The following is a 25,382-nucleotide window of genomic DNA, read 5'->3' as shown; positions in this document are numbered from 1 at the left end:
CGAAACTGGTCCAACCAGTTGACGGTTGATGTGTGGCGGGGCACACTGCCGCGCATGGATTTCGATCCGGCGCCTCGCCGATCCGTTTCCGACCACGTGTTCGGGCAGCTGCGCGACGCCATCCTGAGCGGCGGCTGTCCGGCCGGCGACCCGCTGCCCAGCGAGCGGGAGCTGGCCACCACCTTCGAGGTCAACCGGCACGCGGTGCGCGAGGCGCTGCGCCGGCTGCAGCAGCTCGGCCTGGTCCGGGTCAGTCAGGGCGGCGCCACCCGGGTGCTGGACTGGCGGGCCACCGCCGGGCTCGATCTGGCCATGGCGCTGACCGCGGCCGGGGACGTGCTGCCGGTCGAGAGCCTGGCCCGTGACGTGCTGGAGATGCGGGCCTGCATCGGGGCCGACGCCGCCCGGCTGTGCGCGCTGCGGGCGAGCGACGCGGCGAAACAGCGGGTGAGTGAGGCGGTGGAGGCCTATGCCGCGGCGGTGCCCGACCTGGCCGCGATGGGGCCGGCCGACCTGCTGCTGTGGCGGCGCATCGTCGAGGGCTCCGGCAACATCGCCTACCTGCTGGCCTTCAACAGCCTGGCCGCCGGGGCGCTGGCCGTCGGGCACGTGCCGCCCCATCTGCGTACCGAGGAACTTCTGAACGTGGCCGCCCACCGCCGGCTCGCCGCGCTGATCGGGGCCGGCGCGGCCGCCGAGGCCGAGGAGGCCGCCCGCGGCCTGTTGCAAGTGAAGGAGATCGTCCGTTGATTCCCGCCGTCGTGTACGCCATTCCGGCGTTCCTGCTGCTGATCGTCATGGAGGTGCTGTCGTACCGGTTCCTGCCCGATGACCAGGAGCGCGGATACGAGACCCGGGACACCGCCACCAGCCTGTCGATGGGCGCCGGGAGCCAGGTGATCGGCATTCCGTGGAAACTGGTGACCGCCTTCGCGTTCGCCGGTCTCTACGTGCTCAGCCCGGTCAAGCTCGACCCGCACGACTGGTGGGTCTGGGTGCTGCTGTTCTTCGCCGACGATCTCGCCTATTACTGGTTCCACCGGCTGCACCACGAGGTACGGGTGCTCTGGGCCAGCCACGTGGTGCACCATTCCAGCCAGTTCTACAACCTCTCCACCGCACTGCGGCAGAGCTGGACGCCGATGACCTCGACCCCGTTCTGGCTGGGTCTGGCGCTGCTCGGCATTCCGCCGTGGATGATCTTCCTGCAGCAGTCGATCAGCCTGGCGTACCAGTTCTTCCTGCACACCGAGCGGGTCGACCGGATGTGGCGGCCGATCGAGTGGTTCTTCAACACCCCGTCGCACCACCGCGTGCACCACGGTTCGAACGACCCCTATCTGGATCGCAACTACGGCGGCATCCTGATCGTCTGGGACCGGCTGTTCCGCAGTTTCGAGCCGGAGGGCGAGCGGGTCACCTACGGCCTGACCACGAACATCACCACGTTCAACCCGTTGCGGGTGGCGACACACGAATACGCCGCGATCTGGCGTGACCTGCGCTCGGCGACCTCCTGGCGGGCCCGTCTCGGCTACGTTTTCGGGCGCCCCGGCTGGCAGCCCGCCGCATGAGACTCACCCTCTTCGCCGCCGTCGCGACCACCGAGATCATCGCGGTGGCGGCGGATCTGACTCCGCTGCAATGGGCGACGAAACCGCTGCTCGCGCCATTGCTGATCGGATACGTCGGCAGGGCGAACCGGCTGAGCGCGGGGCTGGCTTTCGCCTTCCTCGGGGACGTCGCCCTGCTGATCCCCGGCCAGCCGGCCTTCCTCGCCGGGATGGCCTGTTTCCTCGGTGCCCAGCTCTGTTTCCTCACCTGGTTCCTGCGCCTGGCCCGGCCGAAGCCGGCCGCCTGCATCGGCTACGCGGTCGTCTGGGCCGCGGCGAACGCCCTGCTCGGGACGCGGCTCGGCGCACTGCGCCTCCCGGTCCTGATCTACAGCCTGGCGCTGGCCGCGATGGCCGCCGCCGCGACCGGCGTCTCCCGGCGCACCGCGATCGGCGGCGCCCTGTTCCTGCTCTCCGACCTGACGATCGGGGCCGGCGCCGCGGGCGTGCACCTGCCGGCCGCCGGGGTGCTGGTGATGACCACCTATGCGGCGGCTCTCGCGCTGATGGTCACCGGCTCGGTTCCGGCCGGGAGCCACCGGCGCGAACGGTACGGGATGGCACGTTCCGGCCGGTAGCGCGCCGGTCCCGTCAGCGGCCCGCGCGGATGCCGTCCAGGGCGAAGGTCAGCACCCGGTTGCGCTGCTCGTCGTCGACGAACGCGCCGGACACCAGACCGGAGATCATCCGCAGGACGTCGTCGAAGCTGGCGTCGGCGCGCACCTCGCCGGCCGCCCGGGCCCGCGCCATCAGGGGCTCACCCGCCGCGTACATGGCGACCCGGCACGCCGCGAACAGATCGGACTCGCGGTTGAGCGCGTCGACCACGGCGCGCTTGGTCACCACGTAGCCCACGAAACGATCGAGCCAGGCGCGCAGCGCCGCCCACGGGGGCAGCTCGGCGGCGGCGGCGGCCGCGGCGCTCAACTGCTCGATCTCCTCGACGTACACCGCCTCGAAGAGATCCCGCCGGGTGGGGAAGTTGCGGTACAGCGTGCCGATGCCCACTCCGGCGCGGCGGGCGATCTCCTCCAGCGACGCGTCCGCGCTGCTCTCGGCGAAGATCTCGCGGGCGGCGGCGAGCAGCGCGTCGTAGTTGCGCCGCGCGTCGGCCCGGGTCGGGCGGCGGTTGGCGACCGGAACGTCTGGCACGGTGACCCTCCTCACACCACCTCCGGGGCAATCGGGTGGCGAACCGGAGGCACCCCTCCGCTAATCTGGAGGCATGCCTCGACTTTACCAGGCGACCCCGCGCGTCACCTTCACGGTGCTGGCCGCGGCCGCCGCGGCGTTCGCCCTCATGCAGTCCCTGGTCACCCCGGTCCTGCCCACCATCCAGCGGGACCTGCACACCACCACCGGCACGGTCACCTGGGTGCTCACCGCCTGGCTGCTGGCCGCCTCGGTGGCCACCCCGCTGATGGGCCGGATCGCCGACATGATCGGCAAGGACCGCACCCTCCTGGTCGCCCTCGCCGCCATCGCCGCGGGCTGCCTGATCGCCGCGCTCGCTCCGAACGTCACCGTCCTGATCGCCGCCCGCGTCGTGCAGGGCCTGGGTGCCGCCGTCTTCCCGGTCTCGTTCGGCATCATCCGCGACATCTACCCACCGCAGCGCGTCACCTCGGCGATCGGCATCCTGGCCGCCGTCATCGCCAGCGGCAGCGGCGTCGGCATCGTGCTGGCCGGCCCGATCGTCGGCGTCCTCGACTGGCGCTGGCTGTTCTGGATCCCGATGATCGCGGTCACCCTGGTCGGCCTGGTCGCCTGGCGCGTCGTCCCGCCGTCCCCGGCCGGCGGCCGCGGCCGGATCAACTGGCTCTCCGCCGTCCTGCTCGCCGGTTGGCTGGTCGCCCTGCTGCTGCCGCTGAGCAAGGGCACCGCCTGGGGCTGGGCCTCCGGCCGCACGCTGGGCCTGCTCACCGCCGCCGCGGTGCTCCTGGCCGGCTGGATGCTCAGCGAGCTGCGCTCCGCCGAGCCCCTGATCGACATGCGGATGATGCGCCTGCCCGCGGTCTGGACCACCAACCTGGTCTCGCTGCTGTTCGGCGCCGCCATGTTCGGTGTCTTCGCCTTCCTGCCGCAGCTCATGCAGGTCCCGGCCAGCAGCGGCTACGGCTTCGGCGCCAGCGTCACCGGGGCCGGCCTGCTGATGCTGCCGATGATGGTGACCATGGCGGTGTCCGGCTCGCTCAGCGGCCCGCTCACCCGATGGGTCGGCAACAAGGCCCAGCTGCTGATCGGCGCGGCCCTCGGCGCGGTCGCCGCCCTCACCCTGGCGCTCGCGCACAGCTCGCCGTCGGTCGTGGCGGTCACCGGCGGCGTCTTCGGGATCGGCCTCGGCCTGCTCTACTCCTCGATGATCAACCTGATCGTGCAGAGCGTGCCGCGCACCCAGACCGGCGTCGCCAGCGGCATGAACACCAACATCCGCACCATCGGGGCGTCGATCGGCACCGCGCTGGTCAGCACCGTGGTCACCAGCCACCCCGGGCCGCGCGGGCTGCCCGCCGAAGCCGGCTACACCGAGGCGTTCCTGCTGCTCGCCGTGGCCAGCGCAGCCGCCTTCCTGGTGGCGCTGCTGGTCCCGGCCGGCCGCAAGCCGGCCGTCCGGCCGACGCCGGTCACGGTGCCCGAGCTCACCCCGGTCGAGGTCTGAGCCGTTGCGGACGCCGGGCCCCGGGGCAGCGGGGCCCGGCGCCGTCCTATCGGTAGGAACCCTCGTCCGGCTCCTCGGCGGAGCGCTGGATGAGGTCGTTCACCGGCTGCGGCTCCCCGATCAGCTCGGCGTCCTCGGCCTGCTGCTCGACATCCGCCGAACCCGGGCCGTCGGTGGTCACGAACTCGGCGAAGCCCTCAGGATCAAGATCACTCATGCTGGTCGTATACCCAGTTCCGGGCGTCTGTAGCAAGCTGCCGAATAATTGCGTTGCCGGGTCCGCGGGCACCCCATACGGTAGTCATCACCAGGCGGCCGGACGGGAAAACCGGGGGCCGGCGAAACGAACAGGGAAATGGGGTGACACGACATGTGGCGGATGAGTGAGAGTCGACTGCGGCTCCCGGCCCAGCGTGCCGGTCGTCCCCGGTTGTCCCTGGCCCTGGGTCTGCCGGCTCGTCGTGAGCCGATGCGCGGTCCGGAGTGGTGGCGAGGCTGGCAGTTCCGCTAGTCGTCGTCGGCCGCCCTCCCGATCGGGACCGGGCGGCTTTCTTTTTCTCTCGCGGGCGTAGCTCAACGGTAGAGCGGCAGCCTCCAAATCTGTCAGGTGCGGGTTCGAATCCTGCTGCCCGTGCGGTGCCGTTTCTTGAAAACTCCACAGTGGATGACACACTTTTGGGCTTGTAGCGCAGTCGGGTAGCGCACCGGTTCGGCAGACCGGGGGTCGGCGGTTCGAATCCGCCCAGGTCCACATGTCTCCGTAGCTCAGCGGAAAGAGCACCAGACTACGAATCTGGGGGTCGGGAGTTCAAATCTCTCCGGGGACGCTTCGTGGCTATAGCTCAGTTCGGTTGAGCGCCGTCTCGCCATGGCGGAGGTCCCGGGTTCGAGACCCGGTAGCCACTCGAAGAATGAATGCGGGCTGGTGCAACCGGCAGCACGTCCGGCTCTGGACCGGAAAGTGGGAGTTCGAGTCTTCCGCCCGCAGCTTCGCCCGGATAGCCCAACTGGCAGGAGGCGCACCGCTCAGAACGGTGACAGTGCGCGTTCGAATCGCGCTCCGGGTACGCAGGGAGAGTTGGCCGAGTCCGGTCTATGGCGGCGGATTGCTAATCCGCAGTGGGGGTTGCGGCCCCCACCGGGAGTTCGAATCTCCCACTCTCCGCTTCGTGGTGGGACATACGGGTCGTGGCGCAGATGGGCAGCGCGCTCGCCTTGGGAGCGGGAGGGCGCCGGTTCGAATCCGGCCGACCCGACGGGTTTCTGCCTTCGTAGCTCAGTGGAGAGAGCGCGGCGTTCCGGGCGCCGAGGTCGCTGGTTCGAGTCCAGCCGGGGGCGCGAGGGTGTCATCCACGGTGGGTTTTCGCAACGACGCAGGCGGGCCGGCGCCCGGCTGCCCCTCATAAGGGTGGATGGCCCGGTTCGACACCGGGGCCTGCGACTCAGGTGGAGCCGCGCGTGATGAGCGTGGTGGGGAGCGTGGTCGGCGCCGGCGTCGGCGCGCCGGAGAGCATCGCGACGATCGCCTCCGCGGCGGACGTGCCGATGCCGGTCTTGTCCTGGGCGACGGTGGTGAGTCCGGGAGGGATCAGCGCCGCCAGTTCGATGTCGTCGAAGCCGACGATCGCCACGTCCTGCGGCACCCGCAAGCCGGCCCGGTGTGCCGCGCGCAGCGCGCCGACCGCCATCTCGTCGCCGGCGGCGAACACCGCGGTGGGCCGCGGATCCCGGCTGAGCAGCGCGGTCATGGCGGCGTCACCGCTGTCGAGATAGAAGTCGCCGGCCACCACGAGGTCGTCGGGCAGGGGGCGACCCGCCGCGGCGAGGGCCGCCCGGAACCCCGCGAGCCGTTCCCCGGCCGGCCAGTTCCGCTCCGGACCGGTGATGGTGGCGATCCGCTGATGGCCGCGTTCGAGCAGGTGCGCCGCGGCCAGCCGACCGCCGCCGGCATTGTCGGAGGTGATGTAGGTGCAGGTCGGCCCGGTGAAGCGCAGATCCAGGGCGACGCACGGCACCTCGGCGTCGACCAGCGCGAGCACGGCCGGATCGCGGCTGCCGTTGTCGATGATCACCACGCCGTCGACGCTGTGCCGCTGCACCGCGCGCAGGAAGCGCTGCCGGCCGACCGGTCCGGCGCTCTGGTCGGGCGCGAGCATGAGCAGGTGCAGGCCCTGCGCGCTGAGCGCGCCCTTGAGGGCGACCAGGATGTCCTGCAGAAACGGGTGCCGCCAGCCGGGCCGGCGGTGGTCGGTGTCCCACACCAGGCCCACCATGTGGGACTTCTTGGTGGCCAGGGTGCGCGCCGACTCGTTCGGTAGGTAGCCGATCTCGGCGGCCATGCCGAGGACGTGCTGGCGGGTCTGCCGGCTGACCACCTCCGGTGAGTTGAAGACCCGGGACACGGTGGCGACGGATACGCCGCACCGACGTGCCAATTCCCTGATGCTGGACACTGCGCCGTCCCTATGTAACCGGTTTCATCACCGTAACAGCCGGGTGTCGCGCCGGTCAACGGCAGTGATCCCGTTACATTTTCGTGACTTGACATCAGGGGCATCGATGCAGTCAAACTTTTGACTCAGGGCCGCATCCGGCCTGGCGATGCCCCGGCCCTACCCCCGCCGGTTCTCTCCACGATGCAAATTTCGGTGCTCTTCTATGTCGTGTAACCGGTTTCATGAAACCGGTTACATCTCTCGAGAGGACGATCTGACATGCGCCTGTCTCGATTCCTGCAGATGGCGGCGGCGGCCTCGGCCGTCGCGATGCTGGCCACCGCCTGCGGCTCCGACGGCGGTTCCGGCGGCGGTGCCGGCGACAACGTCACGCTGAACGTCAGCCTGTTCGGCAACTTCGGGTACCAGGAGCTCTACCAGCAGTACGAGCAGGCCCACCCGAACATCAGGATCCAGGAGCGGACCGCCGACTACAACGCGCACCACCGGGACCTGGCCACCCACCTGGCCACCGGCTCCGGCGCCGCCGACATCGAGGCGGTCGACACCGGCTTCATCGCCCAGATGCGCGCGGTCGGCAACCAGTTCACCGACCTCGGGACCGACCGGGCGGGCGAGTACCTGCCGTGGAAGTGGCAGGCGTCGCTGACCAAGGACGGCAAGCAGATCGGTTACGGCACCGACGTCGGCGGCCTGGCCATCTGCTACCGCCGCGACCTGTTCCAGCAGGCCGGCCTGCCCGCCGACCGGGAGCAGGTCTCCGCGGCCTGGGCCGGCGGCTGGGACAGGTTCATCGAGGTCGGCAAGAAGTTCGCCGAGAAGGCCCCGGAGGGCAGCGCGTTCTTCGACGGTGGCGGCGCGCTCTACAACGCGATCATCGGGCAGGCGCCGGTCGGTTTCTACGACTCGAACGACGCGATCGTGGTCAACTCCAACCCCGAGGTCAAGAAGGCCTGGGACCTCAGCGTGCAGGCGATCCAGGCGAACCTCTCGGCCAAGCTGGTGGAGAGCTCGCCGGAGTGGGACAACGGCTTCGCGAAGAGCCGGTTCGCCGCCATCGCCTGCCCCGCCTGGATGATGGCCAAGATCAAGGACCAGTCCAAGGCGTTCGCCGGCAAGTGGGACGTCGCGTCCGTGCCCGGCGGCGGCGGCAACTGGGGCGGGTCGTACCTGACCGTTCCGAGGCAGGGCAAGCACGTCGACGAGGCCAAGAAGCTGGCCGCCTGGCTCACCGCCCCCGAGCAGCAGTCCAAGGTCTTCACCACCAAGGGCCTGCTGCCCTCGATCCCGTCGCTGTACGACAGGCCGGAGATCGGCGCGCTCCAGGACCCGTTCTTCAACAACGCCCCGATCGGCAAGATCTTCACCACCGCCGCCAAGCAGCTCCAGCCGCAGCACCAGGGCCCGCGCGCAGGTGACATCCAGACCGCGATTCGCGACGGCCTGACCCGCGTCGAGCAGGGCAACCAGACCCCCGACCAGTCCTGGGCGCAGACCCTCAAGGACGTCGACCGTCTCGCCAAGTAGTCCACCCGTCCCGCCGGCGGCCCACCGCGGGCCGCCGGCCGGACCGGCGTCTAAGGATCGACAATGGCCATCAACGCCCGACTGACCCGGCTCGACCCACAAGGCTCGCCCTACCTGTACGTACTGCCGTTCTTCCTGCTCTTCGGGGTGTTCGGGCTGTTCCCGCTGATCTACACGGGCTACGTGTCGTTCAACGACTGGAATCTGCTCGACGGCGGCGCGCACCAGTGGGTGGGCCTGGCGAACTACCGGGAGATGCTGCAGGACTCGTACTTCTGGAACTCGCTCGGCAACACCCTGAGCATCTGGGTGCTCTCCACGGTCCCGCAGCTGCTCGCCGCGCTCGGGATCGCGCACCTGCTCAACCACAAGCTGCGGGCCCGCACCAGCCTGCGGATGGGGGTGCTGCTGCCCAACATCACCTCGATCGTGGCGGTGACGATCGTCTTCAGCCAGATCTTCGGTCGCGACTTCGGCATGGTGAACTGGGTGCTCGGGCTGCTGCACGTCGGCCCGGTCGACTGGCAGGCCCACTCCTGGACCTCGCACCTGGCCATCTCCAGCATCGTGATCTGGCGCTGGACCGGGTACAACGCACTGATCTACCTGGCCTCGATGCAGGCCATCCCGCACGACCTGTACGAGGCGGCGGAGCTCGACGGCGCCTCCTCCGGCCAGCAGTTCCGGCGGATCACCGTGCCGATGCTGCGGCCCACCATCATCTTCACCACGGTCATCTCCACCATCGGCGGCCTGCAGATCATGGCCGAGCCGCTGCTGTTCGGCGGCGACTACAGCCCCACCGGCGGCTCCGACCGGCAGTTCCAGACCATCGCGCTGTTCATGTACGAACAGGGGTTCCGCGAATTCCGGTTCGGCTACGCGTCGGCGATCGCCTGGACCCTGTGCCTGCTCATCGCGATCTTCGCGGTCGCCAACTTCCTGCTGACCCGGCGCATCGCCACCGACGAGGAGTGAGCCGTCGTGACCGCACTCGCTGACCCGCCGGCCACCCGCGCCACGCCGCCCGCCGTTGCGAAACGCCGGTCCCGCCGCGGTTTCGGCTTCCCACGGCGCGGCTCCGCCTGGACGTACGCCGCGCTGCTGGCCGTCGTGGCCGGCTCGCTGTTCCCGCTCTACTGGTCTTTCGTGGTGGCCTCGCAGACCCGCGAGGCCGTCTCCCGGACGCCACCGGCCCTGATCCCCGGCGGCCACCTGTTCGACAACATCGCCCGGGTCTTCGACAGCACCGACTTCGGCACGGCGCTGCTCAACTCGTTCATCGTCAGCGGCTCGATCACCGTCTCGGTGGTGTTCTTCTCGACGTTGGCCGGGTTCGCCTTCGCCAAGCTGAAGTTCCGCGGCCGTCAGGTGCTGCTGGTGCTGGCGATCGCCACCTCGATGGTGCCGCAGCAGCTCGGCATCATCCCGCTCTACATGCTGATGGCCAAGCTGGGCTGGACCGACCAGCTGGCCGCGGTGATCGTGCCCGGCCTGGTCACCGCGTTCGGCGTCTTCTTCATGACCCAGTACCTGGGCCGTGCGGTGCCGGACGAGCTGCTCGAAGCCGGCCGGATCGACGGCTGCACCACCTTCGGCCTGTACTGGCACGTGGTGCTGCCGGCCGCCCGCCCGGCCGCCGCCGTGCTCGGCCTGTTCACCTTCATGCAGGCCTGGAACGACTTCTTCTGGCCGCTGGTGGTGCTGCAGAACAACGCCACCGTCCAGGTCGCGCTCTCCTCGCTGGCCAGCGGATACACCACCGACTACACGCTCACCCTGACCGGCACGCTGCTGGCCACGATGCCGATCCTGGTCGTCTTCCTGGTCCTCGGGCGGCAGATCGTCGGCGGGATCATGCAGGGGGCGATCAAGGGATGACCGATCCGCTGGCACTGCCGGACTTTCCGGACGGGTTCCTCTGGGGGGCGGCGACCGCCGCGTACCAGATCGAGGGAGCGGTGGCCGAGGACGGCCGCGGCGACTCCATCTGGGACACCTTCACCCGGCGGCCGGAGGCGATCGCCTCCGGCGAGGTGGCCTGCGACAGCTACCACCGCTGGCGGGACGACGTGGCGCTGCTCGACGACCTGGGCGTGGACGCGTACCGGTTCTCGATCGCCTGGCCCCGGGTGCTGCCGGCGGGCACCGGTCGGGTCAACCGGCCCGGTCTGGACTATTACGACCGGCTGGTCGACGCGCTGTGCGAGCGCGGCATCCGGCCGTTCGTCACGCTGTACCACTGGGACCTGCCGCAGGCGCTGGAGGACGCCGGCGGCTGGCGGGTCCGCGACACCGCGGACCGCTTCGCCGACTACGCCACCGTGGTCGCGGAACGGCTCGGTGACCGGGTCCAGGACTGGATGACTCTGAACGAGCCGTACTGCTCGTCGATCGTCGGATACGCCGAGGGCCGGCATGCCCCCGGCGCGGTCGAGGGGCACGGCGCGCTCGCGGCGGCGCACCACCTGCTGGTCGGGCACGGCACGGCGGTCGCCGCGCTGCGGGCCGCCAGTCCCCGGGCGCGGGTGGGCATCACGCTGAACCTGTCGCCGTCCGTCCCGGCGACCGGTTCAGCGGCCGACCGGGCCGCGGCCGACCGGATGGACCTGCTGATCAACCGGCAGTTCACCGACCCGGTGCTGGGCCGGCGGTACCCCGAGGGGTTCGCGGCGATGTACGCCGGGGTCAGTGACCTGTCGTTCCGCCGGGACGGGGATCTGGAGCTGATCGGGGCGCCACTGGACTTCCTCGGCGTCAACTACTACTACCGGATCCACGCCGCCGACGCGCCGCACACGCAGGCGGATCCGGCGCTGCGCAGCGCCTGCGACATCGGCGTGCGGTCGGTGGCCCGGGACGGCGTCCCGGTCACCGACCTCGGGTGGCCGATCGAACCGCAGGGGTTGTACGACACCCTCGCCGGGCTGGCCGGCCGGTATGCGGGCCTGCCGCCGGTCTACGTGACCGAGAACGGGGTGGCGCAACTGCGCGAGGGGCTGGGGGAGGACCCGGAACGGATCGCCTTCGTGGCCGGGCACCTGGAGGCGGCGGCCAAGGCGGCGGCGGAGGCCGACGTCGACCTGCGCGGCTACTTCTACTGGTCGCTGATCGACAACTTCGAGTGGGCGCGAGGGTACGGGCCGCGGTTCGGCCTGGTGCACGTCGACTATCCGACCGGGGAACGGACGCCCCGGGCGAGCTACCACTGGCTGCGCGAGCGGCTGGCCGGGCGCAGCGGATAGGGGACGGCGCCGCATCGGGAAGATTTGGCCCGTTTCCCGGTGCGGCGCGGTCGTACATTGGATGCCATGGAGCTGCACTGGTGGTCGATCGAGGTGCTCGACGGGCCGCGGCTCTCCGCCGCCCGCTGGCAGGATTCGTATGGGAACGCGCTGGTCGAGGCCGCCGTCACGCACGGGGCCTTCGAGTGGCAGTGGCACCGGCACACCTGGGGTGTGCTGTTCGAGATCGCGTTCCGGACCGAGGAACGCTTCGCCGACTACCGCGATCTGCCGGCCGTGCGGGCCGCCCTGGACGCGGTGCCCGACCCGGTCAACGGCCTGCTGATCTATCCGGGCCGCGGCGGCAGCTCCGGCCGGGTCCAGCCGCGCCGCCCGCTGCCCAGAGCCGGGGCCGGCGCCGCGCCGATCCCGGTCGAGCCGCCCCGCACCGACGTGCGGCTCGGCCCCACCGAGCCGCCGGTGACCACCGCGGGCGTCACCGGCTGAGGGTTCTCACGAGGCGATGCCGTTACGGAAGGCGAAGGTGACGGCCTGCGCGCGGTCCCGCACCCTGATCTTCGCGAACACGTGGTTCACGTGCGTCTTCACCGTGGACTCCGACACCTTGAGGTAGGCGGCGATCTCGCCGTTGGTGAGCCCGGACCCGATCAGGCGCAGCACGTCCAGCTCCCGTTCGGTGAGACCCTGCGCGCCCGCGCCGGCCGGGCCGGGTGACCCGGCGGGCAGCCAGGTGAGCAGGCGCCGCTGCACCGACGGGTCCAGGTCGGCGTGCCCGGCGGCGACCCGGTGCACGGCGCGGTGCACCTCCTCGGCCGCGGCGTCCTTGGTCAGGTAACCCCGGGCGCCGGCCCGCAGCGCGGCCAGCACGTCGCTGTCGTCGGCGAACGTGGTCAGCACGATCACCTGGGTGCGCGGGTGCTCGGCCCGGATCCGCCGGGTGGCGGTGGTTCCGTCGCAGTGCGGCATGCGCAGGTCCATCAGCACCACGTCGGGATCGTGCGCGGCGACCGCGGCGATCGCCTCGTTGCCGTCGGTGGCCAGCGCGACCACCTCGACACCGTCGATCAACTCCAGCATTAGCTGGACACCGTCGCGGACCATGCGCTGGTCGTCGGCGATGACGACGCGGATGGGCCGCTCCTGGGCAGCGTCAGACATATCCGGTATCCCTTTCCGTCCGGGCCGGAGTCGTCCGGGCCGGTGAGCAGATCGGCGCCGATCAGCGCGGCGCGCTCGTGCATGCCGGTCAGGCCGTACCCGCCGCCGGGCGGGATGTCCGCCGGCGCCACGGCCTCGGCGGCGTTACCGTGCCACCCCGTGTCCTTGACCTCGACCCGCAGCTCGTCCGGGGTGTAGGCGACGAGCACGGTGACCGTCGCGCCCGGGGCGTGCTTGCGGGCGTTGGTGAGACCCTCCTGCACCGTGCGTTCCACGGTGAGCGCCTCCGGCGGGGTGAGCGGCCAGGGCTCGCCCGACTCCGCGTACCGCGCATCGGCGTCGGCGGCCAGCGCGCGCAGGACCTCGACCAGCGGACGGGCGTCGCCGCGCAGCGACTGCACCGCGCGCCGGGTCTGCTCCAGGCCGTCGCGGGCCATCCGCTGGGCCACCAGGATCCGTTCCCGGGCCGGCTCCAGGGCGCCGCGGTCGAGCAGCAGGCGCGCGCCCTCCAGCTGGACGGTCTGGGCGGAGAGCGTGTGCGCCAGGATGTCGTGCAGCTCGCGGGCGATGCGCTGGCGTTCGGCCAGCCGGTCGCGTTCGGCGGCCGACTCGCGGGCCGCCTGCTCGGCCTCCAGCAGCTGCTCGGCGGTGACGGCGCGGTTGCGCGCGCCGCTGATCACCAGGGCGACGACCAGCGCGGCGGCACAGATCGCGGCCATCAGCGGGACGTCCCGGCCGGCGCCGCGGGCCAGTGGCGCCAGGCAGGTGGCGGCCACCACCGCGCCGGCGAAGACCAGGCCGGGCCGCAGCGGCAGCCGGGCCACTCCGGCGATGATCGCCACGCCGCAGGCCAGCCAGCCCGGGGCGCGGCCGTCGGCGGCGAGCAGCGCCACCCCGCCGACGGCGAACAGGGCGAGGCCGAGCAGCCGCTGGATCCACCGCTCCGGGCCCTGCCGCAAGCCGTAGGCCGAGCCGCAGAAGCTGACCGCCAGCGCGATCGCCGCGAGCACGCGGTGCTCCGGCGCGGCGAGCGCGACGGTGGCGCCGGCCAGCACGACGAGCGTGATGGCGCGCCCGGCGTTCAGGGCCCACGTCCATTCGGGACCGGCGCGGTGCGGAGTCTGCGTCACACGAACAACCTACGGGCCGGTGGCACCGGGCGGCGTCGGGCGGCGGTTCGAGATCTCGTCTCCACCCACGGGTGGAGATCGTCCACACTCGACCCTGCGGGGGACGATGAATATCGATTCATGAGCCGACGCGCGGCCGGTCCCGATGGTCCTAGTGTCCTTCGGCGTAGCCCTTCGGTGCCTTTCGAAAGGACCATGACGATGCGTCGCCTGTCGCCGGTCTTCGCACTGTTCTTCCTCAGCCCCCTGGTCGGGGAGTTCTTTCTGGGAGACTTCGCGATCACGCTGTTACCGCTGATCTTCGTGTTCGCCCCGATGTACGGCGGTGCCGCGGTGCTGATCCGCGAGGTGACCCGCCGCACCGGCCGCGGCTGGCCGACCATCGTCACCCTGGCCCTCGCCTACGGGGTGCTGGAGGAGGGCCTGATCACCCAGTCCCTGTTCAACAAGGACTATCTGGACCAGCATCTGCTCGACCCCGGCTACATCCCGGCGATCGGCACCGCGCTGCCCTGGGTGGTGTTCGTGCTGACCCTGCACACCGTATGGAGCATCAGCGTGCCGATCTCCCTGGTCGAGGAGAGCAGCACCCGGCGCACCCGGCCCTGGCTCGGCCGGATCGGACTCACCGTGATCACGGTGCTGATGCTGGGCGGCGGCTTCGCCGTCTTCAACGCCACGCGGACCGACCCCAGCCTCAGCCACGGTTTCCTGGAGTCGTCGCCGCAGGCGCTGAGCATCGTCGGGATCGCCGTCGTGCTGATCGTGGTCGCGTTCCTGCTGCCCCGCCCGGCCGCCACCGAACCGGCGGCCCGCCCGGTGCCCGGCACCGCGCCCGGCCCGTGGGTGGTGTTGGCCACCGGCATCCTGGCCGGTCTCCTGTTCATGAGCGTGACCTGGTCGATCGTGCCCACGGTGCCGGGCGTCGTGCTGATGCTGGTGGCCACGCTCGGCACCGCCGTGGTCGTGTCGCGGTGGGCACGGCGGGCCGGCTGGGGACCGTGGCACCGGTTCGCGATCACGGCGGCGGCGCTGTTGACGTACACCTGGCACACGTTCTTCGCGCACAGCGCGGGTTTCGTGCTCGATCTGATCAGCCACCTCGTCTACGCGGCCGCGGCGCTGGCCATCCTCTGGTACGTGGCGCGGCGGATCCGGGCGAAGGCGCCGCTCGGGGAGACGGACCGGCTGCACGCGGTCGGCTGATCCGGACGGGGGCCGGCCGGACCCGCGGGTGCGGGCCCGGCCGGCTGGGTCACTCCCCGGCCCGGTAGCCGGCCGGCCGGCCGCCTTCACGCCGCCGGCCGGCCGCCTGCTGACCGGCCGATTTCGGGCCGCGGGCCGGTAGCCTGCTGACCGGCCGATTCCGGCCGCGGGCCGGTTGCCGGCTGACCGGCCGATCTCAGGCCGCGGGCCGGTAGCCGGCCGGGCGGCTGGTGAAGGTGCCGCGGCCGTGGGTGCAGCTGAGCAGCCGGGTCGCGTACCCGGACAGCCCGGCCAGCGGCACGGTCGCGGTGACCGTCCGCTCGCCCGAGTCGGTCACCTGGGCCCGGCGCGCGGCCAGGTCACTGAGCACCGCACCCAGCGTGTCCGCGGGCGCGGTCACCGTCACCTCGGCCACCGGTTCCAGCAGCTCCATCACGCAGGCCCGCAGCGCCTCGCGCAGCGCCAGCTTGCCGGCCGTGCGGAAGGCCAGCTCGGACGAGTCCTTCGGATGCGTCCGGCCGTCGGTCAGCGTGACCCGCAGCCCGGTGACCGGGTGGCCGCCGAGCGGGCCGTCGCCGAGGGCCTCCCGGCAGCCGGCCTCGACCGCGCGGATGTACTCCGCCGGCACCCGGCCGCCGGTCACCGCCGACTCGAAGGCGAAACCGGTGTCCCCGGCCGGGGCGACGGTCAGCACGACGTGCGCGAACTGACCGGCGCCACCGTCCTGCTTGACGTGGCGGTAGAGGAGATCCCGCACGCCCCGCCGGACCGTCTCCCGATAGGCGACCTGCGGGCGGCCCACCGTGACCCGCAGGCCGGTGCGCTGCCGCAGCTTCTCCAGGGCCACCTCCAGGTGCAGTTCCCCCAGGCCGGACAGGATGGTCTGGGCGGTCTCGGGATGGACCCGGACACTGAGCGAGGGATCCTCCTCGGCCAGCGCGGCGAGCGCCGGCGGCAACCGCTCGGCGTCCGCCCGGGTGCGCGCCTCGACGGCCACCGACACCAGCGGCTCGGTGATCCGCGGCGCCTCCAGCCGCACCGGGTGCGCCCGGCTGGACAGGGTGGCGCCGACCGGAGCGTGCTTGACCCCGGTGACCGCGACGATGTCCCCGGCGGCGGCCCGGTCGATCTCGGTGTGCCGGTCGGCCTGCACCCGCAGGATGCGGGCGATGCGTTCGGTGCGGCCGGCGCCCGCGTCCCACACGGTGTCCCCCTTCACGATCGTGCCCTGGTAGACGCGCAGATAGGTGAGGCGGCCGGCCCGCGCGGTGTGCACCTTGAAGACCAGCGCCACGGGGTCGGCACCGGCCGGGACGGCCGGCGCCGGAAGGTAGTCGGTGACGGCGTCGAGCAGCGGCTCGATGCCCCGGTTGCGGTAGGCGGAGCCGCACAGCACGACGACCGCCTCGCCGGACCGGGTCAGGTCCCGCAGGGCGTCGCGCAGCGTGGCGTCCGACATGTCGCCCCACTCCTGCAACGCGGCCGGATGCAGCCCGGCCACCTGCTCCTCCAGCTCCCGGCGGGCCGGCAGCGCCTCCGGCGGCATCCCGTCGTGCACCGAGAGCACCCCGTCGGCCCAGGTCAGCGTGCGCCGGCCGACCAGGTCGACGACGCCGCGGAAGGCGCCCTCCGCACCCAGCGGGAACTGGACCAGCAGCGGCACCACGCCGAGGCGGACGCGCATCGACTCGGCCACCGCGGTCAGCGAGGCGCCGGCCCGGTCCAGTTTGTTGACGAAGGCGATCCGCGGCACCCGGTAGCGGTCGGCGGTGCGCCAGACCGCCTCGGACTGCGGCTCCACGCCGGCGACCCCGTCGAATACGGCGATTGCGCCGTCGAGGACCCGCAGCGCGCGCTCCACCTCGTCGGAGAAGTCGGCGTGGCCCGGGGTGTCGATCAGGTTGAGCCGGTGACCGGCCCAGTCACAGCTGACCGCGGCCGCGAAGATGGTGATGCCGCGATCGCGCTCCTGCGGGTCGAAGTCGGTGACGGTGGTGCCGTCGTGGACCTCACCGCGCTTGTGCGTGGCGCCGGTGGTGAACAGGATGCGCTCGGTCAGGGTGGTCTTGCCGGCGTCGACGTGGGCGAGGATGCCGAGATTACGGACACGCATGATGGTCGAACCTTCGATGTGCGAACGGTCGTGGACGTGCGCCCATCCGGCCGCCGGCGAGAGGACAACCAGGCGGTCAGGGACGTCCAGCCCCGGTGGCGCGGCCGGGACCGGGCACACCAGACACGAGGATCAGGTCGAAACGCGACACGGGGGTCCGCATGATGGACGACCCCCTTCGATGTGCACAGCGCGACGAGACGAAGATAGGAGCCTCGATCCCCGGCGTCGAGCGCTTTATCGTGGAGGCGTGCTGTTCGAGCTCGCTCCACCGCGCGGCGTGGGTCCGGTGACGCTCGGCACGAGCGCTGCCCGGGTGCGCGAGGCGCTCACGTCGTACGGCCCGGATTGACCGTCGTCGCGGTCGTCGGGATCATCGGCCTGGTCCGGCTCTGGACCAGGTTCGGGCCCGGCTGGGCGCAACCGGTCACCGGGCCGCTGGCCGCGGCCTTGTTGATCACGGTCTCCGGCCGCACCGCACGGCAGGCGGGACTCACCGTCTCCGGTTGGCGGTACGCGGCGGCAGCCGTCGTGCTGATCGGCGTCGGATACGCCGTGGCGGTGCGACTGCCCGCCGCGCGGCGGTTGTTCCGGACGACGTACGACCGCCCGTGGCTGACCGCCCTGATCGAGGTGCCGCTGGCCACCGTGGTCTTCGAGGAGGTCGCCTTCCGCGGGGTGCTGTGGAGCCTGCTCGACCGCGATCACGGCGCGGTCGCGGCGACCGCGGTGACCGCCGTGCTGTTCGGGCTCTGGCACCTCGCCCCGGAACGCCCGTGGACCGACGCGGTGGTGACCGGGGTGGCCGGTGTGCTGCTCGGCGTGCTCCGGGCGGTCGGCGGCGGACTGCTCGCCCCGGCGCTGGTGCACTGGGCGGTCGACGGGATCGGCGTGCTCGCCGCGGCCCACGTGACGAGAACCGGGGTTCAGTGGGGCAGGCCACAGGCCGGTGCCGGATAAACCAGGGGTGGCCAGGGGTGTCCGACCGCTAGGCTCAGCGCCGTGACACGGCGGGCCGGCCCCGCAAGGGGGGCGTACCGCCGGGAGAAGTCCGGACGATCCGCCGCGTGGGCCCACGCGGCCATTGGAGTCTGCTTTGACAAGCCGAACCGAGGCTGCGCCGGCCAAGCTCGACGCCGCCGTCCTCAAGATCGCCGGGGTCGTCGTCCTCGGTGCGATCATGTCGATCCTCGACGTGACCGTGGTCAGCGTCGCGCTGCCCACCTTCCAACGCGAGTTCAACGCGACGTACGCGCAGGTCGCCTGGACCATGACCGGATACACGTTGGCTCTGGCCACGGTCATCCCGCTGACCGGCTGGGCGGCCGACCGGTTCGGCACCAAACGGCTCTACATGACCGCGCTGCTGCTGTTCACCCTCGGCTCGGTGCTCTGCTCGACCGCCGACGGCATCGGCCAGCTCGTCGCCTACCGCGTGCTGCAGGGCCTCGGCGGCGGCATGCTGATGCCGCTCGGCATGACGATCCTGACCCGCGCCGCCGGCCCGGAGCGGATCGGCCGGCTGATGGCCGTGCTCGGCATCCCGATGCTGCTCGGCCCGATCGGCGGACCGATCCTCGGCGGCTGGCTGATCGAGGCCGCCAACTGGCACTGGATCTTTCTGATCAACCTGCCGATCGGCGCGATCGCCCTGGTCTACTCGTGGTTCGCGCTGGCCAAGGACAGCCCCGAGCCGTCCGAGTCGTTCGACTTCCTCGGCATGCTGATGCTCTCGCCCGGCCTCGCCGCCTTCCTGTACGGCGTCTCCTCGCTGCCCGGCGAGGGCAGCTTCACGGCCACCAGGGTGTGGGCGCCGATGCTGGTCGGCGGGCTGCTGGTGATCGCCTTCGTGATCTACTCGTTCAAGCCGAAGCACCCGCTGCTCGACCTGCGCCTGCTGCGCAACCGGAACCTGAGCGTCGCCACCATCACGCTCGCCGTGTTCACCATCGCGTTCATGGGCGCCGGCCTGCTGTTCCCGAGCTACTTCCTGCAGGTGCGCGGCGAATCCACGCTGCACGCCGGTCTGCTGATGGCCCCGCAGGGCATCGGCGCCATGGTCACCATGCCGATCGCCGGCATGCTCGCCGACAAGATCCCGGTCGGCCGCACGGTGCCGTTCGCGCTGCTTCTGATCGCGGCCGGGTTCTTCACGTTCACCCAGGTCGGCACGGACACGTCGTACGTGCTGCTGTGCGGTTCGCTCTTCGTGATGGGCCTCGGCATGGGCGGCACCATGATGCCGATCATGACCTCCGCGCTGAAGACGCTCACCAGCCACGAGGTGGCCCGCGGATCCACGCTGCTCAACATCCTGCAGCAGATCGCCGGCTCGGTCGGCACCGCGATGATGTCGGTGATCCTGACCAACCAGCTCAACGACTCGGCGGTGGTCCCCGGGATGACCGCCCCGGACGGCTCCCCGGTCACCGAGGCCGGCGTCGCCATCGCCTCCTGGAGCGACCCGAAGATCGCCCAGGCGGTTCCGGCCGACCTGCTGCACCGCGGTCTGGCGTTCGTTGCCGACTCGTTCGCGACGACGTTCTGGGTCGGTTTCGCGCTGACCCTGTCGACGCTGATCCCGGCGTTCTTCCTGCCACGCAAGCGCCAGGAGTCGCAGCTCGCCGCGGACGGTGCGCCGGCCGCCCCGGTCATCGTGCACTGACGCCGTCGCCGGGGCGGTGCTGTCGCCGCCCCGGTCGTCGCGCGTCGACGCTCGACCGGTGAAGGCGCTCCCGCTGCGGGGCGCCTTCGCTGTCTCTCCCGCCGACGACGCGGTCCGGGCGCGTCCGGATTCCTCTGCCGGGCCCCTTCGGGCCGGGGTCATCCCCGGCACGCCGCGGGCCTCGGCCGCGACGAAGCGGTCCCGGCGCGTCCGGATTCCTCTGCGGGCCCCCTCGGGCCGGTCATCCCCGGCACGCCGCGGGGCCTCGGCCGCGACGAAGCGGGCACCACCGCCTGCGTCATCCAATAATCCGAATCGGTCGAAGTCCGTGATCAATTTATTGGTGATCTATTCGGCCGGCGTGCGGGTGTCGCCATTTCCGGGCGGGCAGAATGGCCGGCGACGTGTCGGAAATGTGAGCTTAGCGGGCTTTGTGGGCCCTCGGCAAGAGGTGACCTTGGAGCGCTGTCAGCGTTTCGGTGAACGGATTCGTTGATCTGGTGGACTTGACTCCGTCGAACGGTCGACAGAACGTGCACGGAGCGTTTCGGACGGTTACTTTATGAAGGTGACCCGTGGTTGGCGCGGGCCGTGAATCCCCTTTGCCCCGCACCGGACCGTCCCGTTGGAGATCTTTATCGGATCGACTTGTGAGGCCCTCGCAGAATAGGTCCCGAGTCGTCTAAAAATTAGTGCGTCGAGCGTTCCTGACAGGGTCGGCGCCGTGCCTTCGGGGGCGGGGCCCATCGGGGAGGGTGGTGTGATGATCCGGGTCGTGGTGGTCAGAGACGAGGGATATTTCGGTGTCCCGGTGCGCACGTTCCTGGAACCCGAACCGGACATGCACTACGTGACCACGCTGCCGATCAACGGCGAGCTGGCGGCACGCGCCGCGCAGCTGTGGCCGGCGGTGATCGTCATCGACACGGAGTACATGGTGAGTCAGGTGCTGCCGATCGCGGACGCGCTGCACACCGCGATCCCGTCCTGCGCGATGCTGCTGCTCTGCGACCCGTCGAAACGGGGCATGCTGCCGCCGCGGCGGTGGAACGGCGGGATGAACTTTCTGACCAAGAGCGCGGCGGGGGCGGCGCTGGCGGATTCGGTGCGGCGGCTCGCGGCGGGGGAGCGGGTGGTGTCGCCGATGCTGCAGGCCGCCTCGCTGAACACCGATCGGGGGCTGAGCACCCGGGAGCTCGAGGTGCTGGGGCTGGCGGCGGAGGGCGAGTCGGTCAAGGAGATCGCCGGGCGGCTCTATCTTTCCGGGGGTACGGTGCGGAACTACCTGTCCGCGGTCATCTCCAAGACCGGGGCGCGCAACCGCCTGGACGCGATCCGGATCGCCCGCAAAGAGGGCTGGCTGCGATAGAGGTGCGCGCGGAAAAGCGCAGCGGCCCGCGGGGCAGAGCGCAGGGGCGCGGAAAGCGCAGGAGCGTGCGGAAAGCGCAGGAGCGTGCGGAAAGCGCAGGAGCGTGCGGAAGAGCACATCGGTGGGCGCGGAAAAGCGCATCGGCGCGCGGAAAGCTGCGGGAGCGGTGAGGGTGCGCGGTGGGAGAAGGCGGCGTCGGGGTGGGTGCGCGGGGGCCTGAGGGAGGGCCGGCCGAGGTGCGGAAGCCGGGAGTTCACGATGCGGCAAACCGGTTCGGCTAGCGTGGGTTTCGATGCTTGTTGACCGCCTGGAGATTCCGGCACTTCCCGTCCTGCTGCCGCTGGGCGCCGTCCTGATGGTGCTCTCCTGGTGGTGGTTGCGCCGGCAGGGACGGCTGACCACCCGACGCCTGGTCGTGGCATGGGCGCTGTGCTGGTATGCGGTGGCCGTCCTCGGCGCCACCATGCTGCCGGCCCACCTGTCGTGGGGGCCGGGCGCCGGGCCGCCGGCCACCTACCGCATCCTGCTGGTCCCGACGCTGAGCATGCGCCGCCGCGACTTCGTGCTGAACATGATGATGACGCTGCCGTTGGCCGCCCTGCTGCACCTGAACTTCGGCATCGTCGACAGACTGTGGGTGGTCCGGACCGGTTTCCTGCTGAGCCTGAGCATCGAGACGACCCAGCTCGTGATGATCCTGACGGTGCACGGCACCCGCTGGGCCGACGTCAACGACCTGCTCTCCAACACGATCGGGACGATTGTCGGCTTCGTGGTGTGGCACCGCCTCATGCGGGTGGAGCGTCTCCGTGCCGCAGTGACCGGAGTGGCCCCGCAGACGGTGCGGCCCGGGTGAGCCGGTCGTAGATCTGGCCCACGGTCGCGGCGAGATGATCCGCGTCGTACCGGAGCCCGGCCGTGCGTGCCGGCATCCGGGTGCCGCGCCGCTCCGCCAGGCAGAGCACCTCCGCGCGTAACGCCCGGGGCAGGGATTCCCGGTCGTGTGGTGACAGCCGGTAGGTGCCGCGCACCGGCGCCCGGGCGGCTCGGCGTTCCTCCAGTGGCGGGCACGCGGCGTAGACCGCGGGCAGCCCGGCCGCGATGGCCTCCAGCACGGACAGGCCCCAGGTGTGCGGGTCGGTGCTGGCGTAGATGTCCATCGCGCAGAGCATCTCCCGAGGATGCCGCACCGCGCCCGCGAAGATCACCCGGTCGGCCACCCCCTCGATGATCGCCAACTGGTGCAGGGCGGGCCGGGCCGGACCGTCGCCGGCCAGCAGCAGCACCGCGCCGGGCACCTCGGTGAGCGCGCGGATCAGCAGGTCGTGACGTTTGGCCGGGTGCAGCCGGCCGGTCACGCCGATCACCGCCGTGCCGCCGGGTACGCCGAGGCGGCGGCGGGCGGCGGCGCGCAGGGCCGGATCGAACCGGTACTCGCCGGGATCGATGGCACGCGGGACGACGGTGATCCGCCGGTCGGGCACGCCCCACCCGCGCAGCCGTCCGGCGATCGACGCGGTGGCCGCGATGGTCATCTCGCCGAGGCGTTCGCTGAGCAGGTAGAACGGGCCGAGCCGGGTGGCGCCGGGCCGGCCCAGGTGGTGTTCGGTGGCGACGATGTGCGGCACCCCGGCCAGCCGGGCCGCGATCCGTCCCTGCACGCAGGCCCGGTACAGGTGGGTGTGCACCAGATCGTAGTGACCGCGACGGATCAGTGCGCGCAGCCGGACGATCGCGGCCGGGTCCCGATCGCGGGCGGTACCCAGCTGATGCACCGGCACCCCGCTGATCAGGCCGCCGGGGCCGAGACTCACCACCTCGCTGTCGTGCGGCAGCCGCGGCAGCAGCAGCCTGAGCTGATGTGCGGCGCTGCCCTCGGACGCAGTGCTGATCACGTGCAGCACCCTCATCGTCATCTCCCGGTCGCATAGTCGACAGAACCCTTGCGACGGCCCTGCCAGAACGGTGCCGGAATGGTGGGTGAAGCGAAAGTCGCAGATGTCACGTCTAATGTGATGATCCTTCATCATCGATATGACATGGTCGGCCGAATGGCCGGTAAAACCGACCCGAAATGTCAATCCGGGGCCGGGCCAGGACACATTCAAAGAACGTGAAAAATATTCGTCTTGTCCATGACAATTGCCACTGTGAACCTATCCTCGCCACCTGAAACCCTGAAAACCGCGAATGGCCGGCAATAGGCCCGAAAAGGCGTCGAAGTCGAATGCATGATCCGCGGCCGGTTGCCGCCGGCGACGTACGAGGGGGAATTCCATGCAGACACGGCGAGCCGCCGCCGGCGACCCGGCCGCGGATCCAGCCCCAGCCGCCTGGCCCGGCCGGGCCGCGCCGTGGTTCCGCGCGGCGCTGCCCGGTCAGGCCGCCCGGGCCGGCGCCGACGCGCTGGCCCTGGCCACCGCCCTGCTCATCGCCACCCTGCTGCGCCACGACGGCCACCCGGAATACCTCAACGGCGCCGGCCTGATGGAGTTGTCCCTGGTCGCGGCTGTGGTGCACACGGTCGCCGGGCTGTGGACCGGGCTGTACACCGGGCGGTGGTCGTACGGCTGCTTCGAAGAGATTCTCGCTCTTGCCAAGACCGCGGCGATCACCACGCCCGCGGTGTTCGTGCTGGACACGCTGCTCGGCCGGCTGGTCCCGCGGTCCGCGATCATCGGCGCCGGGCTGACCGGGCTGGTCCTCGCGGCCGGTGTCCGGTATGCCGTCCGCCTGCTGCACGACCAGCGGCTGCGCCCGCACCAGGCCGGCACCCGGGTGGTGGTGATGGGCGCCGGCGAGGGCGCCACCCAGGTGATCCGGGCCATGCTGCGCAGCCCGTCCAGTCCGTACGTGCCGGTGGCGCTGCTCGACGACGATCCGGCCAAACGCACCCGGCAGATCATGGGCGTCCCGGTGGCCGGCAACCGGCACGCGATGGCCGAGGTGGTCCGCAACCTGCGCGCCGACACCGTGGTGATCGCCATCCCGAGCGCCGGCGCCGAGCTGATCCGCTCGCTCACCGACCTGGCCGCGCCGCTGGATGTGGACGTCAAGGTGGTGCCCCGGGTGGTCGAGCTGTTCGGCCGCACCGTGCGGGTCGAGGACATCCGCCCGGTCAGCCACGCCGATCTGCTCGGCCGCCGCGAGATCAGCATCGACCTGGCCGCGGTCGCCGGCTACCTGCAGGGCCGCCGGGTGCTGGTCACCGGGGCCGGCGGCTCGATCGGCTCGGAGCTGTGCCGGCAGGTCGCCCAGTTCAACCCGGCGACCCTGGTGATGCTGGACCGCGACGAGTCCGGCCTGCACGCGGTGCAGCTGTCGCTGGACGGCAAGGGCATGCTCGACGACCGCAACCTGGTGGTCGCCGACATCCGCGACCAGCAGCGCCTCGACGAGGTGTTCGCCGAGCACAAGCCGCACGTGGTGTTCCACGCCGCGGCGCTCAAGCACCTGCCGCTGCTGGAGATGCACCCGTCCGAGGCGCTCAAGACCAACATCCTGGGCACCTACCAGATCCTGCAGACCGCCATCCGGCACAACGTGGACCGGCTGGTCAACATCTCCACCGACAAGGCCGCCGACCCGTGCAGCGTGCTCGGCTACTCCAAGCGGATCACCGAACGGCTGACCGCGGCGGCCGACGCGGCCGCGCCCGGCACGTACACCAGCGTCCGGTTCGGCAACGTGCTCGGCAGCCGCGGGTCGGTGCTGACCGCGTTCGCCGCGCAGGTCGAGGCCGGCGGGCCGATCACCGTCACCGATCCCGAGGTGAACCGGTACTTCATGACCGTGCAGGAGGCGGTCAAGCTCGTCGTGCAGGCCGGCGCGGTGGCCAGCCGGGGTGAGGTGCTGGTCCTCGACATGGGCGAGCCGGTGCGGATCGCGGACGTGGCCAAGCGGATCGCGGAGAGTGCCGGCGGGCACATCCGGATCGTCTACACCGGTCTGCGGCCCGGCGAGAAGCTCGCCGAGGTGCTGCTCGGACCGGACGAGCCGGATCACCGGCCGAACCATCCGCTGATCTCGCAGGCGCCGGTGCCACCGCTGGACGGGGCGGTGCTGTCGCTGCTCGACCCGCGCTCGCCGCGCGAGGACCTGATCGCGGTGCTGCGCTGGCTGGCCGAGAGTCCGGCGCTGCCCGGCCGGGTCGAGAAGCCGCCGGCGCCGCGGTCCGGTGGCAGCAGACGTCACGCCGAGTTCACCATGCGCCTGGGGCGGCACCCGTGAGCCGGACCAAG

22 protein-coding genes and 9 tRNA genes are annotated in these 25,382 nt (G+C 71.3%); 24 read left to right on the top strand and 7 right to left on the bottom strand.

Going from position 1 to position 25,382, the window contains the following annotated elements; all coding sequences use genetic code 11:
• The first annotated feature begins 54 nt into the window (after positions 1-54).
• From ACSP50_RS27840 to ACSP50_RS27830, 3 genes are read left to right on the top strand one after another with little or no spacing between them, the layout of a single operon-like run.
• Positions 55-750 carry a FadR/GntR family transcriptional regulator gene (locus tag ACSP50_RS27840; RefSeq protein WP_014692637.1) on the top strand — a complete coding sequence of 232 codons (696 nt, stop codon included), beginning with the start codon at positions 55-57 and terminating at the stop codon, positions 748-750.
• Positions 747-1,574 carry a sterol desaturase family protein gene (locus tag ACSP50_RS27835; protein ID WP_014692636.1) on the top strand — a complete coding sequence of 276 codons (828 nt, stop codon included), beginning with the start codon at positions 747-749 and terminating at the stop codon, positions 1,572-1,574. Before ACSP50_RS27840 ends, ACSP50_RS27835 begins: the two co-directional genes overlap by 4 nt.
• On the top strand, positions 1,571-2,191 hold the full coding sequence (locus tag ACSP50_RS27830; RefSeq protein WP_014692635.1) for a lysoplasmalogenase: 621 nt from the start codon (positions 1,571-1,573) through the stop codon (positions 2,189-2,191). Before ACSP50_RS27835 ends, ACSP50_RS27830 begins: the two co-directional genes overlap by 4 nt.
• Before the next feature lie 13 nt (positions 2,192-2,204).
• Here ACSP50_RS27830 and ACSP50_RS27825 read toward each other — a convergent pair whose 3' ends face one another.
• A complete protein-coding gene (locus tag ACSP50_RS27825) occupies positions 2,205-2,765 on the bottom strand; it encodes a TetR/AcrR family transcriptional regulator (RefSeq protein WP_043512313.1) in 561 nt (186 codons plus the stop codon).
• Between the two features lie 73 nt (positions 2,766-2,838).
• Between ACSP50_RS27825 and ACSP50_RS27820 the strand changes: the two genes are divergently transcribed.
• Entirely contained in the window at positions 2,839-4,272 is a 1,434-nt protein-coding gene (locus ACSP50_RS27820; RefSeq protein WP_014692633.1) for an MFS transporter, read from the top strand.
• 46 nt (positions 4,273-4,318) lie between these two features.
• Here the strand turns inward: ACSP50_RS27820 and ACSP50_RS43155 are convergent, their stop codons facing one another.
• The gene (locus tag ACSP50_RS43155) at positions 4,319-4,489 is read right to left on the bottom strand and encodes a hypothetical protein (RefSeq protein WP_014692632.1); all 171 of its coding nucleotides are present in this window, start codon (positions 4,487-4,489) and stop codon (positions 4,319-4,321) included.
• Between the two features lie 345 nt (positions 4,490-4,834).
• Here ACSP50_RS43155 and ACSP50_RS27815 point away from each other — a divergent pair.
• The 9 genes from ACSP50_RS27815 (at position 4,835) to ACSP50_RS27775 (ending at position 5,610) form a co-directional block, all read left to right on the top strand.
• Positions 4,835-4,906, top strand: a tRNA-Trp gene (locus ACSP50_RS27815).
• Between the two features lie 43 nt (positions 4,907-4,949).
• Positions 4,950-5,023 (top strand) — tRNA-Ala (locus tag ACSP50_RS27810).
• A 3-nt stretch (positions 5,024-5,026) separates the two neighbouring features.
• A tRNA-Arg gene (locus ACSP50_RS27805) sits at positions 5,027-5,099 on the top strand.
• A 4-nt stretch (positions 5,100-5,103) separates the two neighbouring features.
• Positions 5,104-5,177, top strand: a tRNA-Gly gene (locus ACSP50_RS27800).
• An 11-nt stretch (positions 5,178-5,188) separates the two neighbouring features.
• A tRNA-Gln gene (locus tag ACSP50_RS27795) sits at positions 5,189-5,260 on the top strand.
• 4 nt (positions 5,261-5,264) lie between these two features.
• Positions 5,265-5,339, top strand: a tRNA-Leu gene (locus tag ACSP50_RS27790).
• 5 nt (positions 5,340-5,344) lie between these two features.
• Positions 5,345-5,437: transfer RNA gene (locus ACSP50_RS27785), tRNA-Ser, on the top strand.
• Between the two features lie 17 nt (positions 5,438-5,454).
• Positions 5,455-5,528, top strand: a tRNA-Pro gene (locus ACSP50_RS27780).
• A 9-nt stretch (positions 5,529-5,537) separates the two neighbouring features.
• A tRNA-Arg gene (locus tag ACSP50_RS27775) sits at positions 5,538-5,610 on the top strand.
• 104 nt (positions 5,611-5,714) lie between these two features.
• Here ACSP50_RS27775 and ACSP50_RS27770 read toward each other — a convergent pair.
• Positions 5,715-6,707 carry a LacI family DNA-binding transcriptional regulator gene (locus tag ACSP50_RS27770; protein WP_231956728.1) on the bottom strand — a complete coding sequence of 331 codons (993 nt, stop codon included), beginning with the start codon at positions 6,705-6,707 and terminating at the stop codon, positions 5,715-5,717.
• A 279-nt stretch (positions 6,708-6,986) separates the two neighbouring features.
• On the opposite strand from ACSP50_RS27770, the gene ACSP50_RS27765 reads away from it, so the two are divergent.
• From ACSP50_RS27765 to ACSP50_RS27745, 5 genes are all read left to right on the top strand, one after another.
• Complete coding sequence (locus tag ACSP50_RS27765; protein ID WP_014692630.1) at positions 6,987-8,255, top strand: ABC transporter substrate-binding protein; 1,269 nt, start codon at positions 6,987-6,989, stop codon at positions 8,253-8,255.
• A gap of 63 nt (positions 8,256-8,318) precedes the next feature.
• Entirely contained in the window at positions 8,319-9,233 is a 915-nt protein-coding gene (locus tag ACSP50_RS27760) for a carbohydrate ABC transporter permease (protein WP_014692629.1), read from the top strand.
• Positions 9,234-9,239: 6 nt separating this feature from the next.
• Positions 9,240-10,136, top strand: a complete 897-nt coding sequence (locus ACSP50_RS27755; protein WP_014692628.1) for a carbohydrate ABC transporter permease — start codon at positions 9,240-9,242, stop codon at positions 10,134-10,136.
• Positions 10,133-11,500, top strand: coding sequence for a GH1 family beta-glucosidase (locus ACSP50_RS27750; RefSeq protein WP_014692627.1), 1,368 nt, complete (start codon positions 10,133-10,135; stop codon positions 11,498-11,500). Before ACSP50_RS27755 ends, ACSP50_RS27750 begins: the two co-directional genes overlap by 4 nt.
• 66 nt (positions 11,501-11,566) lie before the next feature.
• Positions 11,567-11,986 (top strand): hypothetical protein, encoded by a 420-nt coding sequence (locus ACSP50_RS27745; protein WP_014692626.1) that lies wholly within the window; start codon positions 11,567-11,569, stop codon positions 11,984-11,986.
• Between the two features lie 6 nt (positions 11,987-11,992).
• On the opposite strand, the gene ACSP50_RS27740 is transcribed toward ACSP50_RS27745, so the two are convergent.
• On the bottom strand, positions 11,993-12,658 hold the full coding sequence (locus ACSP50_RS27740; RefSeq protein WP_043512311.1) for a response regulator transcription factor: 666 nt from the start codon (positions 12,656-12,658) through the stop codon (positions 11,993-11,995).
• The gene (locus ACSP50_RS27735) at positions 12,577-13,788 is read right to left on the bottom strand and encodes a sensor histidine kinase (protein ID WP_014692624.1); all 1,212 of its coding nucleotides are present in this window, start codon (positions 13,786-13,788) and stop codon (positions 12,577-12,579) included. Before ACSP50_RS27735 ends, ACSP50_RS27740 begins: the two co-directional genes overlap by 82 nt.
• Before the next feature lie 201 nt (positions 13,789-13,989).
• Between ACSP50_RS27735 and ACSP50_RS27730 the strand changes: the two genes are divergently transcribed.
• Positions 13,990-14,994: a hypothetical protein gene (locus ACSP50_RS27730; RefSeq protein WP_014692623.1), complete on the top strand. Its 1,005-nt coding sequence runs from the start codon at positions 13,990-13,992 to the stop codon at positions 14,992-14,994.
• Positions 14,995-15,190: 196 nt separating this feature from the next.
• Here the strand turns inward: ACSP50_RS27730 and fusA are convergent, their stop codons facing one another.
• Positions 15,191-17,107 carry an elongation factor G gene (gene fusA, locus ACSP50_RS27725; protein ID WP_014692622.1) on the bottom strand — a complete coding sequence of 639 codons (1,917 nt, stop codon included), beginning with the start codon at positions 17,105-17,107 and terminating at the stop codon, positions 15,191-15,193.
• 348 nt (positions 17,108-17,455) lie between these two features.
• Between fusA and ACSP50_RS27720 the strand changes: the two genes are divergently transcribed.
• From ACSP50_RS27720 to ACSP50_RS27705, 4 genes are all read left to right on the top strand, one after another.
• Entirely contained in the window at positions 17,456-18,067 is a 612-nt protein-coding gene (locus ACSP50_RS27720; protein ID WP_014692621.1) for a CPBP family intramembrane glutamic endopeptidase, read from the top strand.
• Positions 18,068-18,203: 136 nt separating this feature from the next.
• Positions 18,204-19,772: a DHA2 family efflux MFS transporter permease subunit gene (locus tag ACSP50_RS27715; protein WP_014692620.1), complete on the top strand. Its 1,569-nt coding sequence runs from the start codon at positions 18,204-18,206 to the stop codon at positions 19,770-19,772.
• Positions 19,773-20,535: 763 nt separating this feature from the next.
• Positions 20,536-21,141, top strand: coding sequence for a response regulator transcription factor (locus tag ACSP50_RS27710; protein WP_014692619.1), 606 nt, complete (start codon positions 20,536-20,538; stop codon positions 21,139-21,141).
• 292 nt (positions 21,142-21,433) lie between these two features.
• Positions 21,434-21,997 (top strand): VanZ family protein, encoded by a 564-nt coding sequence (locus ACSP50_RS27705; RefSeq protein WP_014692618.1) that lies wholly within the window; start codon positions 21,434-21,436, stop codon positions 21,995-21,997.
• Here the strand turns inward: ACSP50_RS27705 and ACSP50_RS27700 are convergent.
• Positions 21,930-23,036, bottom strand: a complete 1,107-nt coding sequence (locus ACSP50_RS27700; protein WP_231956727.1) for a glycosyltransferase — start codon at positions 23,034-23,036, stop codon at positions 21,930-21,932. The genes ACSP50_RS27705 and ACSP50_RS27700 overlap by 68 nt on opposite strands.
• 382 nt (positions 23,037-23,418) lie before the next feature.
• Here ACSP50_RS27700 and ACSP50_RS27695 point away from each other — a divergent pair, with 382 nt between their 5' ends.
• Positions 23,419-25,371, top strand: a complete 1,953-nt coding sequence (locus tag ACSP50_RS27695; protein WP_014692616.1) for a nucleoside-diphosphate sugar epimerase/dehydratase — start codon at positions 23,419-23,421, stop codon at positions 25,369-25,371.
• Positions 25,372-25,382 lie beyond the last annotated feature (11 nt).

This window comes from Actinoplanes sp. SE50/110, assembly GCF_900119315.1.
Taxonomy (GTDB): domain Bacteria; phylum Actinomycetota; class Actinomycetes; order Mycobacteriales; family Micromonosporaceae; genus Actinoplanes.
This window is presented reverse-complemented; position numbering and strand designations above follow the sequence as displayed.

Excerpts from the sequence above, each read along its gene's own strand:
- ACSP50_RS27765 (WP_014692630.1), top strand. The coding sequence starts at position 6,987 with ATGCGCCTGTCTCGATTCCTGCAGATGGCGGCGGCGGCCTCGGCCGTC.
- ACSP50_RS27705 (WP_014692618.1), top strand. The coding sequence starts at position 21,434 with ATGCTTGTTGACCGCCTGGAGATTCCGGCACTTCCCGTCCTGCTGCCG.
- ACSP50_RS27830 (WP_014692635.1), top strand. The coding sequence starts at position 1,571 with ATGAGACTCACCCTCTTCGCCGCCGTCGCGACCACCGAGATCATCGCG.
- fusA (WP_014692622.1), bottom strand. The coding sequence starts at position 17,107 with ATGCGTGTCCGTAATCTCGGCATCCTCGCCCACGTCGACGCCGGCAAG.
- ACSP50_RS27760 (WP_014692629.1), top strand. The coding sequence starts at position 8,319 with ATGGCCATCAACGCCCGACTGACCCGGCTCGACCCACAAGGCTCGCCC.
- ACSP50_RS27750 (WP_014692627.1), top strand. The coding sequence starts at position 10,133 with ATGACCGATCCGCTGGCACTGCCGGACTTTCCGGACGGGTTCCTCTGG.
- ACSP50_RS27710 (WP_014692619.1), top strand. The coding sequence starts at position 20,536 with ATGATCCGGGTCGTGGTGGTCAGAGACGAGGGATATTTCGGTGTCCCG.
- ACSP50_RS27730 (WP_014692623.1), top strand. The coding sequence starts at position 13,990 with ATGCGTCGCCTGTCGCCGGTCTTCGCACTGTTCTTCCTCAGCCCCCTG.
- ACSP50_RS27740 (WP_043512311.1), bottom strand. The coding sequence starts at position 12,658 with ATGTCTGACGCTGCCCAGGAGCGGCCCATCCGCGTCGTCATCGCCGAC.
- ACSP50_RS27745 (WP_014692626.1), top strand. The coding sequence starts at position 11,567 with ATGGAGCTGCACTGGTGGTCGATCGAGGTGCTCGACGGGCCGCGGCTC.
- ACSP50_RS27840 (WP_014692637.1), top strand. The coding sequence starts at position 55 with ATGGATTTCGATCCGGCGCCTCGCCGATCCGTTTCCGACCACGTGTTC.
- ACSP50_RS27820 (WP_014692633.1), top strand. The coding sequence starts at position 2,839 with ATGCCTCGACTTTACCAGGCGACCCCGCGCGTCACCTTCACGGTGCTG.
- ACSP50_RS43155 (WP_014692632.1), bottom strand. The coding sequence starts at position 4,489 with ATGAGTGATCTTGATCCTGAGGGCTTCGCCGAGTTCGTGACCACCGAC.
- ACSP50_RS27695 (WP_014692616.1), top strand. The coding sequence starts at position 23,419 with ATGCAGACACGGCGAGCCGCCGCCGGCGACCCGGCCGCGGATCCAGCC.